Source organism: Robertmurraya mesotrionivorans (genome assembly GCF_050971805.1).
Lineage (GTDB): Bacteria > Bacillota > Bacilli > Bacillales > Cytobacillaceae > Robertmurraya_A.
On sequence record NZ_JBPCCH010000006.1, the window covers coordinates 145,224 to 162,390 of the forward strand.

Genomic DNA, 17,167 nt, shown 5'->3' on the forward strand with positions numbered 1-17,167 from the left:
TCCTTTTCCTTATATTTTCAAGAATTTACGTACGGACATTAAGCTTCCCCAAATTCCAATGAAGGCTCCCATGATCACAAGGATTCCAGCCACTTGGAAAATAAATGGATTGACATCCAATATTTGAATAAAATTGCCCTCTAATCGTGGTGCAATATAATCATATGCTTTTGTATATAACACCGAAATCAACGCGATTGGGATAATCGAACCCAGCACACCGAGCATAAGTCCTTCTAGGAAAAACGGCCAACGAATAAACGAATTCGTTGCTCCCACTAAGCGCATGATTTCAATTTCACGTTTACGAGCAATAATTGTGATTTTAATCGTATTTGAAATAAGGAACATCGCTGTAAAAAGCAATCCAACGATTAGCACAAGACCAACGTTGCGGCTGACGGATAAAAAGCTAAATAGCTTTTCTACAGAGCCTTGTCCATATTTCACCTTTGTCGTGTATTCAAATTTATCAATTTGTTTCGCCACACTCATCGTGTCAGTAGGATTCTTTGCTTTTACGATAAAGACATCATTTAAAGGATTGTCTTGCTCAAAAAGGTTAAACACTTCTCCTTCTTCCCCAAGACTTGCAATCAAATTATCAAGTTCTTTTTCTTTTGCAGAGAAGGTGACACTTTCAACTTTTGAAAGACTCTTAATCTGCTCTTCAAGCGCTGCTTGGTCTTTTTTCGTTGCTGCAATATCTATATGAACGCGGATTTCCACGTCTTCTTCAATCGAATCGGCTACCTTATTCAAGTTCATCATAATCACTAAAAACACGCCAACAAGAATCAATGTGACAGTTACGGCACTAACAGACGCAAATGTCATCCAGCCGTTACGGCCAAGATTTTTGACGCTTTCTTTCATGTGACGACGGATGGTTCTAGCTTTCATAGCCGTAGTCACCTCGCATTTGATCTCTAACAATTTTTCCACTTTCAATCGCAATAACGCGATGCTTAATGGTGTTAACAATATCCCTATTGTGTGTCGCCATTATGATGGTTGTTCCTCTTGTGTTAATCTCTTCAAAGATGTTCATAATTTCCCAAGAAGTCTCAGGGTCAAGGTTCCCTGTCGGCTCATCGGCAATCACAAGCTTTGGTGCATTTACAATCGAACGTGCAATAGAAATACGCTGCTGCTCTCCACCAGAAAGCTCGGTTGGAAGCATTCTCGCTTTATGCTTTAAGCCAACGAGATCCAGCGTCTCCATTACTCGCTTCTTTATATATTTCGGCTGTTCTTCGATAACTTCAAGTGCAAACGCAACATTTTCATATACATTTAACGTCGGCAGTAATTTAAAGTCTTGGAAAACCACGCCAATATTTCTTCGTAATAGTGGAACTTTTGAGGGTCTAAGTGTGGCAAGATTGATTCCATTAATCATAATCGAACCTTTTGTGGGCTTTTCCTCGCGGTACATCATTTTAATAAAAGTGGACTTTCCCGCACCACTCGGACCAACCACGTACACAAACTCACCTTGCTGTATATCTACATCTATACCATTAGCGGCAGTAACACCGTTTGGATACTTTTTATATACTTCTTTCATTTCTATCATTTAACTATCACCTAAATTGTTTTTGTCATATCTATCAATTGGCCTTTGGATGTTGGTTACATTACATGAATGATGCTCAAATGAATTATCGTCGAAATTCGACAAAAGTTGACCGCTACATTAGACAGTATTCTTCATAAATCACATACAAGAAACATTATAGCACTATCCTAATACAAAAAGCGGTATAAAAATATTACATTTTCTTTTCAAGTATTGTCATATTATGGTGAGAGTTGGTAATAGTCATCTAAATGATTCGACATGATAGGTGAAATTCCTCTATTTAATGAGGGGGATATGTTGTGGAATTTTGTATTTTTGTGGTGGTTTGTTACGTAGAGGTAGACTTTGAGGGTGTCTTTCAATGAGTTTTGGCGATCTATCCGCGAGTTTTGTGGTTCTATCCGCGAGTTTTCGCATTCTATCCGTGACTTTATGGTTTTATCCGCGAGTTTCTGGTGTTTATCCGCGAAATTTTTACTTTATCTGCGATATTCAGAATATATCTGCGAATTTTCAATTTTATCCGCGGTATTCTGAATATATCCGCGAATTTTCAATTTTATCCGCGGTATTCTGAATATATCCGCGAATTTTCAATTTTATCTGCGAAATCCTGAATATATCCGCGAAAATCCCCGTTAGCCGAGAACACACAAAACAAAAAACGCCCCTTCAGGACGTTTTTCATCTACCATTATTTCTTTCCAGCTAACCATTCTGCAACAGTGGAAGCATCTTCGCCTTGTAGAAGTCCCTTTGGCATTGCGCCCTGGCCATTTGCAATTACATTTTCAATATCTTCTTTTGATAGACTAGCACCGATGGCATCAAGCTTCGGTCCTACTCCACCTTCGAGGTTTCCACCGTGACAGCTTGAGCATTTTTGCCCGTAAAGCTTTTCAGCGTCTCCGCCGCTAGCTGTTGTGCTGTCATCGCTTGCTTCCTCTCCGCCGCCACATGCAGCAAGTACAAATAATGATCCCATCAATAGTGCAAGAAGCTTCTTCTTCATCCAAACTCCCCCCTAAGGAAAAAAATACATAGTCGGTAATATTATACCAAGACTAGGCTCGTTTGAAACCCTCACCAAGCACCTCGGAAGCATCCATAACAATGACAAATGCAGACGGGTCAATGGTTTTCACTAGTTGTTTCAATTTCGTGAACTCTGTTTGGTGCACGACGCACATAAGGATCGGCCGCTCGTGATCTGTATAACCACCGTATGCTGATAGTTTTGTCACACCACGGTCGATTTTATTCAGAATGCATTCGCGTACTTCCGCCTGATGGTTCGTTATAATCATGGCCATCTTAGAACGACCAAGACCAATTTGCACAAGGTCAATCGTTTTCGTTGTTACATACAAAGCAATCAATGCATACAAGCCACGTTCAATATCAAACACAATCGCCGCAGACAAAACAATTAACCCATCGATAATTGCCACACATGTCCCCAGTGTAAGACCCGTGTATTTGTTAATAATCTGAGCTGCCAGATCCGTTCCACCTGTTGACGCTTTTCCACGGAACACGATCCCTAATCCAAGACCCACTCCAATTCCCCCGAACAATGCTCCGAGTAGTGGATCATTCGTCCAAGGCTCATAATCATTCGTAAAAAACACAACCAATGGTAGAAAAATGGTCCCTACCAGCGTTTTCACACCGAAATTCTTCCCTAGTAAAAGAACACCAGCAATAAATAAAGGAATATTAAAAGTCCACTGAACAATAGCTGGTTCAAATTCAAATAGAGAATAGAGAATGGTGGATATCCCACTTACCCCACCAGAAGCGATTTGATTGGGTAATAAAAATAAGTTAAAGGCAACCGCCACAATAGCTGATCCGATTAGTACATATATGTATTCTAAAAATACTTCTACCTTCGGATGGACTCCAGATGTCTTTTTTCGATTCATTAACAGTGTCTCCTTTACCAACCTCTTTTACAAATAACTAGGCGAGTATAGCATGGAGGAAAAATGTTGTAAATGCCACTGTACCACCGTGTTAAAGGGCTAAAAAACCTTCTTATTAGGCTCTTTTCTTAAACTTTGTTGCTTTTTGGATCATAATTTTAATGATTGTCTAAGTTCCCACAGAAAATAGTATAAATTTAATAAGAAAAGAGCCTGTAAACTAAATTCTTAAGCGCAAAATAGCTATTTCCACGTTGAAATCGGCTTTAAGATTTTAACAACAATCTTTACGACCACAGCGTTTTATTAATATGTACAAAATAAGACCGGGCATTCACCATGCTCGGTCTTATTACTGTTTATTAACGATTCCAACCGCGATCGTTTCAAGAAAAGGACGAACGCTCGTCGATCGGTTTTTCGCATATCGGATCATCATAATGACATCATGTAGCTCTTGTGGGGTTAAAAGCTCAATCGACCAATCAACGAATTCCTCGTTTGAAATGGTGTAGTTTTCAGTAGGTACTTTAATTTGTTTATATGTACGTAGTTCATCACGTAAAAGTCGTTTATAATATTCATATTTTAGCTCCACCAGTTCATCCTCTTTGCGGAGTTTGTCGGTTAGATAGAGCATTGATTGCTCGGTAATCATAACTATTTTTTCACCTCTGTCCAGCACGATCGCATTCCCTACATAATGATAACAAAAATCTAGCGTTGTGCAAAAAATTCTTGATACTTTATCTATTATTTTTGAAAACCCTTTATCCTTCAAGGGCATTTCGTATTAATTTCACCGCTTTTTTTCCAGCCATTCCTAATTCCTTGACAAACGCATGATTTAATAGAAAGATTGTATACTAAATGTGAATGAACCGTAGGAAGGATGATTATGTGAAGGAGAAAAAACTAGGTTCGGTATTTTACATATCTGTTGTTATCATAAGTTTATTTGTATTATGGGGACTACTCGCACCAGAAAACTTGACAGGGTCTGCTAATGCGGCCCTCGCCTTTACAACGGGGACTTTTGGATGGTTTTATCTATTAGCTGCCTTTATCTTTTTAGTATTTGCGGCGTACTTGGCATTTGGGCCATATGGGAAAATTAAGCTCGGGAAAGATGATGACGAGCCAGAATACTCATACTTTTCATGGTTCGCGATGTTATTTTCTGCAGGTATGGGGATTGGATTGGTCTTTTGGGGAGTAGCTGAACCAATCACTCATTATATTGATCCCCCGCTTGATTTGGCTGAAGGCCAAACAGCAGAAGCAGCTCGTTATTCGTTACGATACTCCTTTTTTCACTGGGGGCTCCATCCCTGGGCTATTTATTGCATCATTGCCCTTGGGCTTGCTTATTCACAGTTTAGAAAAGGGGAATCTGGACTGATCAGTTCCACCTTTCGTCCCCTGCTTGGAAAAAGGGTCGAGGGGCCGATTGGAAAAGGAATTGATACATTTGCTACGATCGCAACGACGTTTGGTGTTGCGACTTCACTAGGATTAGGGACACTTCAAATTAACAGTGGCCTTTCCCATGTATTAGGAATTCCAAACAACACTACCATTCAAATGATCATCATCGCTATTGTCACCATCCTTTATATGGTTTCTGCTACCACAGGACTAGATAGAGGAATTCGTTATTTAAGTAATCTGAACTTAGGACTGGCGGTCGGACTCTTATTATTTGTGATTGTCGTTGGACCGACCTCCTTTATCTTTGATGCCTTTACCACTACGATTGGGGCCTACATAGGTAACATTATTCCGATGAGCTTCCGTTTATCTCCTTTTACGCAAGGAACATGGGTTGGCGCATGGACCCTGTTTTACTGGGCATGGTGGATTTCATGGGCACCATTTGTTGGGACGTTTATCGCCCGCGTGTCTAAAGGAAGAACCATCAAGGAGTTTGTCCTAGGGGTCTTGCTTGTCCCAACCTTATTCGGTACCATTTGGTTTTCAGCTTTTGGAGGCTCCGCTCTTTTCTTTGAGCTTTTTGAAAACAAAGGAATTGTCGATGCGGTGAGCAACGACGTGACAACTGCCCTTTTTATCACCTTAGAGCAGTTCCCACTTGGAACCATTTTAGCGGGCTTAGGCACATTGTTAATTATTACGTTCTTTATTACCTCTGCTGACTCCGCTACATTAGTGCTTGGAATGCTCACGTCCAAAGGGGTGTTAAATCCCGCGAATTCTACTAAAATCATTTGGGGAGTGCTGCAATCAAGTATTGCTGCGGTGTTATTGTGGAGTGGCGGATTGAATGGACTACAAACCGCCTCGATAGTGGCTGCCCTTCCTTTTGCTGTGATTATGGTATTGATGGTTGTCTCTTTGAGTAAGTCATTAAATGAGGAAGTAAGAGAGCAGAAGAGGATTGAAAAGCGTCGGAATAAAAAATTAGACCAGCTTTTAAAAGAAAGTGACTTATAATAAAAAAGCCTTCTAAGCTTTGATACTTAGAAGGCGTTTCTCTTTTATAAACTTAATTTTGAACGCAAGTACGCATTAATAAAAATGTCGAGATCTCCATCCATAACTGCTTGCACATTTCCTGTCTCCGTGCTGGTACGGTGATCTTTTACCATCGAGTACGGATGGAACACGTATGATCGAATTTGTGAACCCCAGCCAATTTCCTTCTGTTCGCCACGAATTTCCAAAAGCTCTGCTTCTTGTTCTTCAATTTTTTTCTGATAAAGCTTGGCTTGAAGCATCTTCATCGCACGCTCACGGTTTTTAATTTGAGAACGCTCGGTTTGACACGTCACCACGACATTCGTTGGTAAGTGAGTTATACGAACGGCAGAGTCCGTCGTGTTAATATGCTGTCCACCAGCACCACTCGCACGGTACGTATCTATTTTCAGATCTTCTGTACGGATGTCGATTTCAATTTCATCGTTGAATTCTGGCATCACTTCACAAGAAACGAAGGAAGTATGACGACGACCTGATGAATCAAAAGGAGAAATACGCACCAAACGATGAACCCCTTTTTCCGCTTTTAGGTAGCCGTAGGCATTATGGCCTTTGATTGCTAGAGTAACACTTTTAATCCCCGCTTCGTCACCTGGTAGGTAATCAAGCGTCTCCACCTTGAAGCCCTTCTTCTCTGCCCAGCGTGTGTACATACGAAGAAGCATCGAGCCCCAGTCCTGCGACTCGGTTCCGCCTGCACCTGGGTGAAGCTCAAGGATCGCGTTGTTTTTGTCATATTCTTCGCTTAATAACAGTTGAAGTTCGAATTGAGCAAGGCGCTCAGAGAAGTCCTTCAACTCGGTTGCTAGGTCGTTTTGCATTTCTTCATCTGCTTCTTCACGAACAAGTTCATATGTTAGATCTAGATTTTCGTACACTTCGTACAGGTCATGAAATTCATGAACCTGGTCTTTTAATGCGTTGGATTCAGAAATAACCGCTTGCGCTGCTTGCTGGTCATTCCAAAATTCTGGTTGAAGCATGACATCGTCAAGCTCCGCAATTCGCGCCTCTTTGTTTTCTAAGTCAAAGAGACCCCCTAAAGTCCGCTAATTTCTTAGCTGTTTTTTCAAGCTCATTACGAATATCTGCTAATTCCATGATTGTGCCACCTCTATAAGAATTTTAATATGATCGTTTTCCATAAAAAGAGGACGGTAGATTCTGTTGCTACCGACCCTCTATTTTATTATGTTTGTGTGTGTTTGAGACTGGGAATTGTGTTGCGAATCGCAAATATAATGTTGGAATCGCAAGTAATTTTCGAGAATCGCAAATATATTTTTGTAATCGCAAGTAAATCCTGAGAATCGCAAATATATTTTTATAATCGCAAGTAAATCCTGAGAATCGCAAATATATTATTAAAATCGCAAGTAAATCTTCAGAATCGCAAATATCTCTTCAAAAACTACTGCAAACTCGCTAAAAGGCGACCCTTCTTGTCGTAAAATCACCTTAATGCCAAAAATCCAGCCACTTTTATTGCCCTAGTCTAGGCTTCCGCAGCAGTTTTTATACTTTTTGCCGCTTCCGCAAATACATGGATCGTTACGGCCGACATCCATTGCCTTGGTTACTGGCTTTTTCTTGACTGCCTTTTCGCCGTCTTCTTTCGGGTTCACCGCTTGGCCCTTTGCTACCTCTTGGCGCTCTAGGTTGTTGCGGATTTCCGCCTTCATGACGTACTTCGCTACATCCTCTTCGATGGCTGCGATCATGCTTTCGAACATCGCAAAGCCTTCGTGGTTGTATTCGCGAAGTGGGTCGATTTGACCGTACGCACGTAAGTGAATTCCTTGACGAAGCTGATCCATCGCATCGATGTGGTCAATCCACTTCGAGTCAACGGCACGAAGTACGACAACTTTTTCGAATTCACGCATTTGCTCGAATGAAAGCTGCTCTTCTTTTTCGTCGTAGCGCTCCTTCACTTTTGCAAGGATCAATTCTGTCATGACCTCTGGCTCTTTATTTTTCAGGTCATCAACCGTTACGTCACCTTCATGGAGAAGATTTCCGTTTACGTAGTCAATGATTCCTTGCAGGTTCCATTTGTCACGGTCCTCAAAGCTTGGTGTGTGAACTTCTACGCTGCGGCTAACGACCGTTTCAATCATTTTCTCTACGATTTCGCGCAGGTTCTCAGACTCAAGCACTTCATTTCTTTGAGTGTATAAAATTTCACGCTGCTGACGAAGCACATCGTCGTAAGAAAGAAGCTGCTTACGCGCATCGAAGTTGTTTCCTTCTACACGTTTTTGTGCGGATTCTACCGCTCTTGATACCATTTTACTTTGGATCGGCTGAGAATCGTCCATTCCAAGACGTGTCATCATCGCCTTCATATTATCAGAACCGAAGCGGCGCATCAGCTCATCTTCCATAGAAAGATAGAACTGCGTTACCCCTGGATCCCCTTGACGACCCGAACGTCCACGAAGCTGATTATCAATACGACGGCTCTCATGGCGCTCCGTACCGATAACAGCTAGGCCGCCAACCTCTTTTACACCTTCGCCAAGTTTAATATCCGTACCACGACCAGCCATGTTGGTTGCGATCGTTACCGCACCTTTATGACCTGCTTCCGCAATGATTTCTGCCTCGCGCTCATGGTTTTTTGCGTTTAATACATTATGACGAATACCCTTTTTCGTTAGGTATTTTGAAATTAATTCAGATGTTTCAATCGCAACGGTACCAACAAGAACTGGTTGACCCTTGCTGTTTCGCTCTGCAATATCTTCCACAACGGCACGGAATTTTCCGTCCATTGATGCGTAGATTAAATCGGCACGGTCATCACGGGCAATCGGACGATTCGTAGGAATGACAACCACATTCATATTATAAATATTGCGGAATTCCTCTTCCTCTGTTTTCGCTGTACCCGTCATTCCAGACAATTTTTCATACATACGGAAGTAGTTCTGGAACGTAATCGTTGCAAGCGTCATGCTTTCGTTCTGAACCTCAAGACCTTCTTTCGCTTCTATCGCTTGGTGAAGACCATCGCTATAACGACGACCCTTCATAAGACGACCGGTGAATTGGTCAACGATGACGATTTCGCCGTCCTGCACGACATAGTCCACATCTAAATGCATGCTCGCGTGTGCCTTCAGCGCTTGTCCGATATGATGATTCAACGCTACGTGACGAATGTCGAATAAGTTTTCAATTCCAAACGCACGCTCCGCTTTGTTGATTCCATCTTCCGTAAGCTGAACACCTTTTGTCTTTTCATCGTACGTGAAGTCTTCCTCTTTTTTCAGCGTACGAACAAACGCATTCGCTTGAATATATAGGGCTGTCGACTTTTGAGCCGAACCAGAAATGATCAATGGTGTACGTGCTTCGTCAATTAGGATCGAGTCCACTTCGTCAATGACCGCGTAATAAAGTGGACGCTGTACTTTTTGCTCTTTGTACAGAACCATGTTATCGCGGAGATAATCAAAGCCAAGTTCATTGTTCGTGGAATACGTAATATCACAAGCATACGCGGCTTGCTTTTCTTCTTTAGAAAGGCCGTTTGTGTTTAGACCAACCGTTAAGCCTAAGAACGTATAAAGCTGACCCATTTCTGTCGCGTCACGGCTTGCCAAGTATTCGTTCACCGTTACGACATGAACGCCTCTTCCAGACAAGGCGTTTAAGTATACAGGCATGGTAGACGTTAACGTTTTCCCTTCCCCTGTCTTCATCTCGGAAATGTTCCCTTCATGAAGAGACGCGCCCCCCATTAGCTGAACAGGATACGGGTATAGCCCAAGAACACGCTTGGCCCCTTCGCGAACAACGGCAAACGCTTCAACAAGCAAATCATCAAGTGACTCTCCACCTTGATAGCGAGTCTTGAACTCGTCCGTCTTAGCACGAAGCTCGTCATCGCTCAACGCTTCCATTCTTGGTGCTAATTTTTCAATCTCTTCACTCAGTTTGGTTAGACGTTTTAATTCTCTTTTATTCGGATCAAACACTTTATTTAACATTCCAAGCATTTAGAACGCTCCTTTTTGGTGATGGCTATTATGTAAAAAAATCGCCAAGTTGCATGGCGAAACTTCGTTATTCAAATGTTTACCTATTATTTTATCACTTTTGGGTATTCAGTGCCAATAAGAGCTAGAAAGTGTTACTTTAAATACTCGTCCTCTTCCAGTTCAATCTGCAGGTCTTCTAATATCATCGCTCGGAGTTCTCGTAACTCAGGAGCTAGGGTGGTCTTTAAGTCCTTGACGATTCTTCCAAGACTGGTAGCAGATACTCCCGTCTCTAAGGCAAACTCATTAATCGTAAGGTCAACTAACGGATGAACCTCCATTGCCACATACTGAACAGCTGCTACGTACACAGACTTATTTTTCACCTGCTTTGGCTTGATTTGACAATAACGATTCCAAAGCGCGATTCCCGTTCCTGTTAGTTCTGGTGGCGACCCGTAGCTCTTAAACTCTTGTATTAACAGCTCAGCAATCACCTTTTGAACAGGAAGTGGCCATTTGAAGTTGTCGATGTTCACTTCAGCAGATAAAAACTGAATTTCGTTCATCACATAGAGAAGCTGATTTTTTAAGAACTCGATCGGGTCATCGTACTTACTTTCAGCGAACTCTTGCTTGATAAACTCCTCATCCCTTTGATCTGACTCCCCTTCAAGGTCAAAGAAGGTCGGGAAAAAGATCCACTCCTCACGATAAGGAACAATAAATCCAAAGATAAAGGAATTTGGCTCTGCCTCTGAAGGTTGTAGAAGCTTGATATGAAGATGCTCATCCGTCAGCGTGTCCTTCATATCCACACTGGTTGGCGTGAGTTCTAGCATTCTTCCTGCTACCGGGCGAGGGCTGTGCCATGAAGCGACGATGTCTCTTAAACTCGCTCTTGTGACCGTTTTATCACGGTGATGGATGAAATCTTGTAAAAACGTTCTGTTTTGGTCCACTAGTTTGAAAAGAGCAAACCACACCGTGTGGATAAAACCAAAAAATTCAATTTCCTTTTCGTCGTCCACTAGCGCCGGAAGAACATACCGATCAAAATCCTCGTCTATTTCATCACCGTACATATAATCAACATCGCTGATGATTTTTGCCTGAATTTGCTCAATCTCACGTTCAATGAGTGAGTTAATGGAAATGGCTTCTTTTAAGCCACAACATTTTTTATATTTTTTCCCGCTCCCACATGTACATGGTGCATTTCTGTTAAATGATGCTGCCATTCGGTTCTCCTTCTTTATCCAAATCTCTTACCCTTTAGTGTAAACGATTCTGGTGGAATACAAAAGCGGTTCGGTAGAAAATAGGTTGTGTTTTTCCAAATAAAAAAGCACTTCTTCGTTTGGAAGAAGTGCCGAGCTATTATTTTACTAGTTCTAACTCAATTGGGATAAACTCCTCTACAGTCTCACCATTTGCTACTTTAATAGCAGTAGTGATTCCGTTCTGACCAATAAGAGCAGGTTTTTGTGCAACAGTTGCTGTCATTCTTCCGTCTTCTACAGCCTTCACTGCATCCTCAGTTGCATCAAATCCAACGACAACTACATCTGTTAGACCTGCTGCTTCAATTGCTTGAAGAGCACCTAGAGCCATTTCATCATTATGAGCAAATACTGCTTGAATGTCTTTGTTTCCTTGAAGAATATTTTCCATAACAGATAATCCTTTTGCCCGATCAAAATCTGCTGTTTGTTTAGCTGCAACTTCTAACGTGCTAACTGCGTCAACTGCTTCATGGAAGCCAGCACCTCGTTCACGTGCAGCTGATGAACCTGGTATTCCCTCAATTTCTACCACTTTTCCTTCATTTCCGATTTGCTCAAGAATAAATTCACCAGCCATCTTTCCTCCAGCCGTATTGTCAGAAGCAATATGTGAAACGACTTCTCCACCTTCAGCACTTCGATCTAAAGTAATTACGGGGACGCCTGCACTGTTAGCAGATTCAATGGCTGCCACTACGGCTGCTGAATCTGTTGGGTTAACAAGCAATACGTCTACCCCTTGTTGGAGCAAATCTTCGATGTCATTTACTTGCTTTGCTGAATCATTTTGTGCATCTACCACTACAATTTCAATTCCTTGTGCCTCTGCTTCTTCTTCAGCACCTTCTTTTAATGTCACAAAGAACGGATTGTTTAAGGTGGAAATAGAAAGACCGACTTTAATCGTATCACTTTTCGTTCCACTCGCTTCTTTTGCCTCTTTAGATGAACCTGGAGGCTCTGTTGAACAGCCAGCTAACAAAATCATAAACATCGCAAGAAATACGAAACCTTTAAACATCTTCTTCATATAAAGACCTCCTAATAATAGTTGAATGGTTTATGCTGCTTTTTTTCGATCTAGTAAGACGGCAAGTAAAATGACACCTCCTTTAACCACTTGTTGATAGAAGGAGCTCACATTCATGATGTTTAATCCATTATTTAATACTCCAATAATTAGAGCACCTATTAACGTTCCAAAAATCCAACCTCGTCCGCCAGAAAGACTTGTTCCTCCTAGTACAACTGCTGCAATGGCATCTAATTCATAGGAAGCCCCCGCTGTCGGTTGAGAAGAATTCAATCGTGAAGCTAGAATAATTCCTGCTAATGCGGATAAAAGGCCAGTGATTGAGTAAATCCAGATCTTCACTCGATCAACACGAATACCAGAAAGTATCGTTGCTTCTTCATTCCCACCAATCGCATACACTCTACGTCCAAATGTCGTTTTCTTTAAAATAAAATATAAAATGAAGTATGCCGCCATCATATAAATCACAGGTACAGGAATCCAAGACACATACCCTTTCCCCATCATTTCAAATAAGGCACTATCAGATAGTCCTGTAATCGGACGTCCATCTGAATACACCAAAGTTAAACCTCTAAAAATAGTCATGGTTGCTAGTGTTGCAATGAATGGAGCAACCTTCCCTTTGGTAATGATGAATCCATTAATTGCACCCATGATCGCTCCTGCTAATAACCCAATTAGTATCGCTAATATCGGATCCATTCCTCCAGCTAGTAAACTAGCAGTTATCGCAGAAGATAAGGCCAAGATCGAACCAACAGAAAGGTCAATTCCACCAGTTAAAATAACAAAGGTCATACCAAATGCAATAAGTGCATTAATCGATACCTGTCGCATAACATTTAGGATATTATCGACCGTCATAAAATTATCGCTAACAATAGCTAAAACAAACGTGATGATAAATAATCCGATTAACGGTCCCAATTTTTGAAGATTTGACACCTTAAATGAGGACGCTTTCATTTTACTTCCCTCCAGTTGCTGCTTGCATGATTTTTTCCTGATCTGCTTCGTTTCTTGATAAAGTCGCTGAAACCTTTCCTTCATGAATAACTAGAATTCGGTCACTCATCCCTAATATTTCAGGTAACTCTGAAGAAACCATAATAATCGCAACACCTTGCTTTGTAAGTTCGTTCATTAATTGATAAATCTCTTTCTTCGCCCCAACGTCAACTCCCCGCGTTGGTTCATCTAAAATTAATATTTTCGGTTGAATTCCTAGCCATTTTCCAATCACGATTTTCTGTTGATTTCCACCACTTAGTGATTTAACAGATAAATGTTGGCTTGCTGTCTTTACGTGCAGCTTTTGGATGAGATCCTCCACAAACTCTTCTTCTTTTTTAGCAGAAATGACACCCTTATTAGAAACGCTTGAGAAGTTGGTTAGCGTAAAGTTTTCTCGGACGGAAAGTCCAAGAACGAGTCCTTCATTCTTCCGGTCTTCTGTAATAAAGCCAATTCCATGCTGTATGGCCTCGTAAGGAGATTTGATGTTTGTTTCCTTTCCATCAATTAACACTTTCCCGCTTGAAATCAAGCGGTATCCGAAAATGGCCTCCATTATTTCTGTTCGACCTGCTCCCATCAACCCTGCTACGCCGAGGATTTCCCCTTGTTTAACAGAAAAACTAATTCCTTCAAAGCTTCCTTTGCTCGTTAAATTCTCGACTTGTAATCTAGTAGAACCTAGATCCGGAACCCTTTCTGGAAAACGCTCACCTAACTGTCGCCCTACCATCATTTTGACAATCTCATCAAAGTTGGTTTCTGGAATCGCCTTCGTTCCTATAAATTGACCATCCCGAAGAACAGAAATACGATCACAAATTTCAAAGATTTCATCCATCCGGTGAGAGATGTAAACAATCCCGACTCCTTGCGCTCTTAAGGAATTAATTACTTGAAAAAGAGCATGTATCTCTCTGTCTGTCAAAGCAGCTGTTGGCTCATCCATAATAAGAACCTCCGTGTTAGCTGCAACAGCTCTAGCAATCTCGATCATTTGCTGTTGACCGACTGAAAGAGTACCGGCTTCCACATCTGGGTCGATATCAATTCCAAGGCGATTTAAGTATTCCCTCGTTTTTGTCTTCATTTCTTTGTACTTAATAATCCCAGTCTTCCCGATCGTTAATTCTTTTCCTAGAAACATATTTTCTGTAACAGATAGATAAGGGATAATATTTAGCTCCTGATGAATAACCGCAATTCCTGTATGTTCGGCTTCTTTTGTATTCTTAAAATGGACCTCTTTGCCTCTAACCAAAACCGTTCCAGCATCTCTTTCGTATATCCCTGTTAAAATTTTCATTAACGTTGATTTACCTGCTCCGTTCTCACCCATTAACGCGTGAACTTCCCCTGGTAAAATCTCAAATTCTACATTTTCTAACACCCTATTACCCGAAAACGCTTTACTAATCCCGCGCATCTGAACTAAAGGTTGTTGTGCCATTTAGAAAGTCACTCCTGCATGTAGAATAATGTTGGCATAGGGTGTGATTTCCCCTGTACGAATCACAGCTTTTGCTTGTTTTGTTTGTTTTTTAAATTCTTCATGGGACATATATGTAATCGTTTGGTGTTGGAATAGATCTACAATATCTTGTTTCACACCAGGGTTTTTTTCATGTATCTCTTCTGCTAATGTGATTTTTTCAACCACCATATCCTCCAAAATAACTTTTAACGTATCAATAAAAGTGGGAGTACCTTGTTTTAATGAAAGATCTATACGAATCGTCTCATCAGGGATTGGTAGTCCACAATCGGCGATTACAATCGTATCTGTATGACCCAATCTTGATAAAACCTCTGATATATGGCTGTTTAACATTCCTTGTTTCTTCATTTGTCTCCACCCTTTCTTACGTTAAGAAACTCCTCTACCTCTGCTTTTGTAGGCATTCCGCCTTGAGCTCCAAGCTTAGTGACAGATATTGCCCCTACAGCATTAGCAAATTCACAAGCTTCCTCTAGTAACATTCCTTCACTTAGTGACAATGCAAGCGCCCCATTAAAGGAATCTCCTGCTCCCGTTGTATCTACCACATCTACTTTGAAACTAGGAATCTCCTTTTCTACTCCATCTTGAATTAGCATGACTCCTTTGGATCCCTTTGTAACGATACACTTTGCTTTGATCGCTTTCAGTTCTTCCTCCGTCAACTCCGGTGAGCTCAACAATAACTCTTGCTCATGCTCATTTGGTGTAATGTAATCGATTTGCTCTAATAATTCCTTCGGTAACGCCTGAATCGGAGCTGGATTTAAAATGACTTTTACCTGATGCTTTTTGGCGATTTTTACTGCCTCAACCACACTTTCCAATGGTATTTCTAGTTGGAGAAGCAGGATATCACTATCTGCTATTACCTGTTCAAAGCGTTGAACATACTCAGGAGTGACGGCGAAATTCGCTCCCGGGACAACAATGATACTGTTATCACCGTTAGATAATGTTATGGATGCCGTTCCAGTCGCCGTATGTGTAACCGGTTTCACATACGACGTAATAACTCCTTCCGTTGTTAAACCTTCCTTCAGTTGATTTCCAAAAGCATCTTTACCTATACAACCAATCAACGTAACCTCTGCTCCAAGTCTCGTTGCAGCAACAGCTTGATTGGCTCCTTTTCCACCTGGAATGGTGAAAAAGGATTCCCCCATCAACGTCTCGCCGAGCTTTGGTACTCGGCTTGTTTTCGTGACAAGATCCATATTAATACTCCCTATAACTAGTACCTTCTTTTTCAATTCACTCACCTCTTGTTTTAGTTGATTGACCTTTATTTATAGTCACCTCTAACTGATGATGCTTCTTCTCAATCACCCTACCCTCAATTAAATCTAATAGCGTTTGAGCTGCTACCGAACCAATTTCATAGATCGGTTGAGCGATCGTTGTAATTTCTGGATTGGTCATTTTACAGAGACTGATTCCATCAAAACCTATAACAGAGAGATCCTCAGGAATTCTTTTTCCAAGCTGCATGGCCGCTTTTATGACTCCAACAGCCATTAAATCATTTCCGGCAAAAATCCCATCAATATCTGGGTTCTCTTTTAACAGCTTTCTCGTTACCTCTGTGGTTTGTTCAATATTAAAGTTTCCACATCGGACGTAGTCTGTTTCAAACCATGACTCACTTTCTACTTCATTCAAGTAACCAAGGTAACGATCTTCCGCACTTGTAATATTTTTAGGTCCACGAATATGGGCGATTTTCTTACATCCAGTTGATTTTAAGTATTGAACAGCTCTCTTGGCACCCTCTATATTATTTACCGATACGCAAGGGATGGTTGGATCAATAAATCGGTCGACCGCTACAATGGGTATACCCTTTTCTTCTATGTACTGAGGAGTTAATGTTGAAGTCACGACAATTACGCCATCCACATACTTTTGTTTCATTACCTCAAAGTATTTCTTTTCTTTCTCTGAGTTATCATCAGAGTTACACAAGATTAATGTATAATCTTTACTACTTAAAACATCCTCAATCGCTCTTGCCACCTCTGGAAAGAAAGGATTCGTTATATTTGGGACAATCAAAGCAATTGTCATCGATTGTTTTTTAAAAAGGCTGCGGGCCACCGAATTTGGTTTATAATCTAATTCCTTTATGACCTTTAAAACTTTCTTTCTTGTTTCTTCGTTTACATAGCCAGTACTATTTAACACTCTTGATACAGTTGCAACTGAGACCTTCGCTTCTTCTGCAACCTTCTTGATTGTACTCAATTACTTCACCTCAAGTTTCCAACTGTGTAATAAATGTGTAACCGGTTACACATTAGGTAAAAAAATAATATATTGTTGATTA

Annotated in this window: 15 protein-coding genes; 1 reads left to right on the forward strand and 14 read right to left on the reverse strand. The window is 41.0% G+C overall.

Annotated elements, in window-relative coordinates; genetic code table 11:
* Window positions 1-9 precede the first annotated feature (9 nt).
* From ftsX to ACRX5O_RS12360, 5 genes are all read right to left on the reverse strand, one after another.
* Window positions 10-903, reverse strand: coding sequence for a permease-like cell division protein FtsX (gene ftsX / locus ACRX5O_RS12340; protein ID WP_433906231.1), 894 nt, complete (start codon window positions 901-903; stop codon window positions 10-12).
* Window positions 893-1,579 carry a cell division ATP-binding protein FtsE gene (ftsE, locus tag ACRX5O_RS12345; protein ID WP_433906232.1) on the reverse strand — a complete coding sequence of 229 codons (687 nt, stop codon included), beginning with the start codon at window positions 1,577-1,579 and terminating at the stop codon, window positions 893-895. Before ftsE ends, ftsX begins: the two co-directional genes overlap by 11 nt.
* A gap of 700 nt (window positions 1,580-2,279) precedes the next feature.
* Window positions 2,280-2,597: a cytochrome c551 gene (gene cccB / locus ACRX5O_RS12350; RefSeq protein WP_433906233.1), complete on the reverse strand. Its 318-nt coding sequence runs from the start codon at window positions 2,595-2,597 to the stop codon at window positions 2,280-2,282.
* Window positions 2,598-2,649: 52 nt separating this feature from the next.
* A complete protein-coding gene (locus tag ACRX5O_RS12355; protein WP_433906234.1) occupies window positions 2,650-3,513 on the reverse strand; it encodes a YitT family protein in 864 nt (287 codons plus the stop codon).
* A 352-nt stretch (window positions 3,514-3,865) separates the two neighbouring features.
* Window positions 3,866-4,198 carry a hypothetical protein gene (locus tag ACRX5O_RS12360; protein ID WP_433906235.1) on the reverse strand — a complete coding sequence of 111 codons (333 nt, stop codon included), beginning with the start codon at window positions 4,196-4,198 and terminating at the stop codon, window positions 3,866-3,868.
* A 215-nt stretch (window positions 4,199-4,413) separates the two neighbouring features.
* Here ACRX5O_RS12360 and ACRX5O_RS12365 point away from each other — a divergent pair, with 215 nt between their 5' ends.
* Window positions 4,414-5,967, forward strand: a complete 1,554-nt coding sequence (locus tag ACRX5O_RS12365; protein WP_433906236.1) for a glycine betaine uptake BCCT transporter — start codon at window positions 4,414-4,416, stop codon at window positions 5,965-5,967.
* 44 nt (window positions 5,968-6,011) lie between these two features.
* On the opposite strand, the gene prfB is transcribed toward ACRX5O_RS12365, so the two are convergent.
* The 9 genes from prfB to ACRX5O_RS12410 form a co-directional block, all read right to left on the reverse strand.
* Window positions 6,012-7,116 (reverse strand): peptide chain release factor 2 gene (prfB, locus tag ACRX5O_RS12370; RefSeq protein ID WP_433906237.1). Its coding sequence is split into 2 segments (ribosomal slippage): window positions 6,012-7,043 and window positions 7,045-7,116, totalling 1,104 coding nucleotides; the frame shifts between segments, so codons are not numbered across the junction.
* Window positions 7,117-7,505: 389 nt separating this feature from the next.
* Window positions 7,506-10,022: a preprotein translocase subunit SecA gene (gene secA / locus ACRX5O_RS12375; RefSeq protein ID WP_433906238.1), complete on the reverse strand. Its 2,517-nt coding sequence runs from the start codon at window positions 10,020-10,022 to the stop codon at window positions 7,506-7,508.
* Between the two features lie 134 nt (window positions 10,023-10,156).
* Window positions 10,157-11,245: an SEC-C metal-binding domain-containing protein gene (locus ACRX5O_RS12380; protein WP_433906239.1), complete on the reverse strand. Its 1,089-nt coding sequence runs from the start codon at window positions 11,243-11,245 to the stop codon at window positions 10,157-10,159.
* Between the two features lie 139 nt (window positions 11,246-11,384).
* The gene (rbsB, locus tag ACRX5O_RS12385; protein ID WP_433906240.1) at window positions 11,385-12,320 is read right to left on the reverse strand and encodes a ribose ABC transporter substrate-binding protein RbsB; all 936 of its coding nucleotides are present in this window, start codon (window positions 12,318-12,320) and stop codon (window positions 11,385-11,387) included.
* Window positions 12,321-12,350: 30 nt separating this feature from the next.
* Window positions 12,351-13,295, reverse strand: a complete 945-nt coding sequence (locus ACRX5O_RS12390; RefSeq protein WP_433906241.1) for an ABC transporter permease subunit — start codon at window positions 13,293-13,295, stop codon at window positions 12,351-12,353.
* Window position 13,296: 1 nt separating this feature from the next.
* Window positions 13,297-14,793 carry a sugar ABC transporter ATP-binding protein gene (locus ACRX5O_RS12395; protein ID WP_433906242.1) on the reverse strand — a complete coding sequence of 499 codons (1,497 nt, stop codon included), beginning with the start codon at window positions 14,791-14,793 and terminating at the stop codon, window positions 13,297-13,299.
* A complete protein-coding gene (rbsD, locus tag ACRX5O_RS12400; RefSeq protein ID WP_433906243.1) occupies window positions 14,794-15,189 on the reverse strand; it encodes a D-ribose pyranase in 396 nt (131 codons plus the stop codon).
* A complete protein-coding gene (rbsK, locus tag ACRX5O_RS12405) occupies window positions 15,186-16,094 on the reverse strand; it encodes a ribokinase (protein ID WP_433906244.1) in 909 nt (302 codons plus the stop codon). Before rbsK ends, rbsD begins: the two co-directional genes overlap by 4 nt.
* A 1-nt stretch (window position 16,095) precedes the next feature.
* Complete coding sequence (locus tag ACRX5O_RS12410) at window positions 16,096-17,085, reverse strand: LacI family DNA-binding transcriptional regulator (protein ID WP_433906245.1); 990 nt, start codon at window positions 17,083-17,085, stop codon at window positions 16,096-16,098.
* Between the last annotated feature and the right edge of the window lie 82 nt (window positions 17,086-17,167).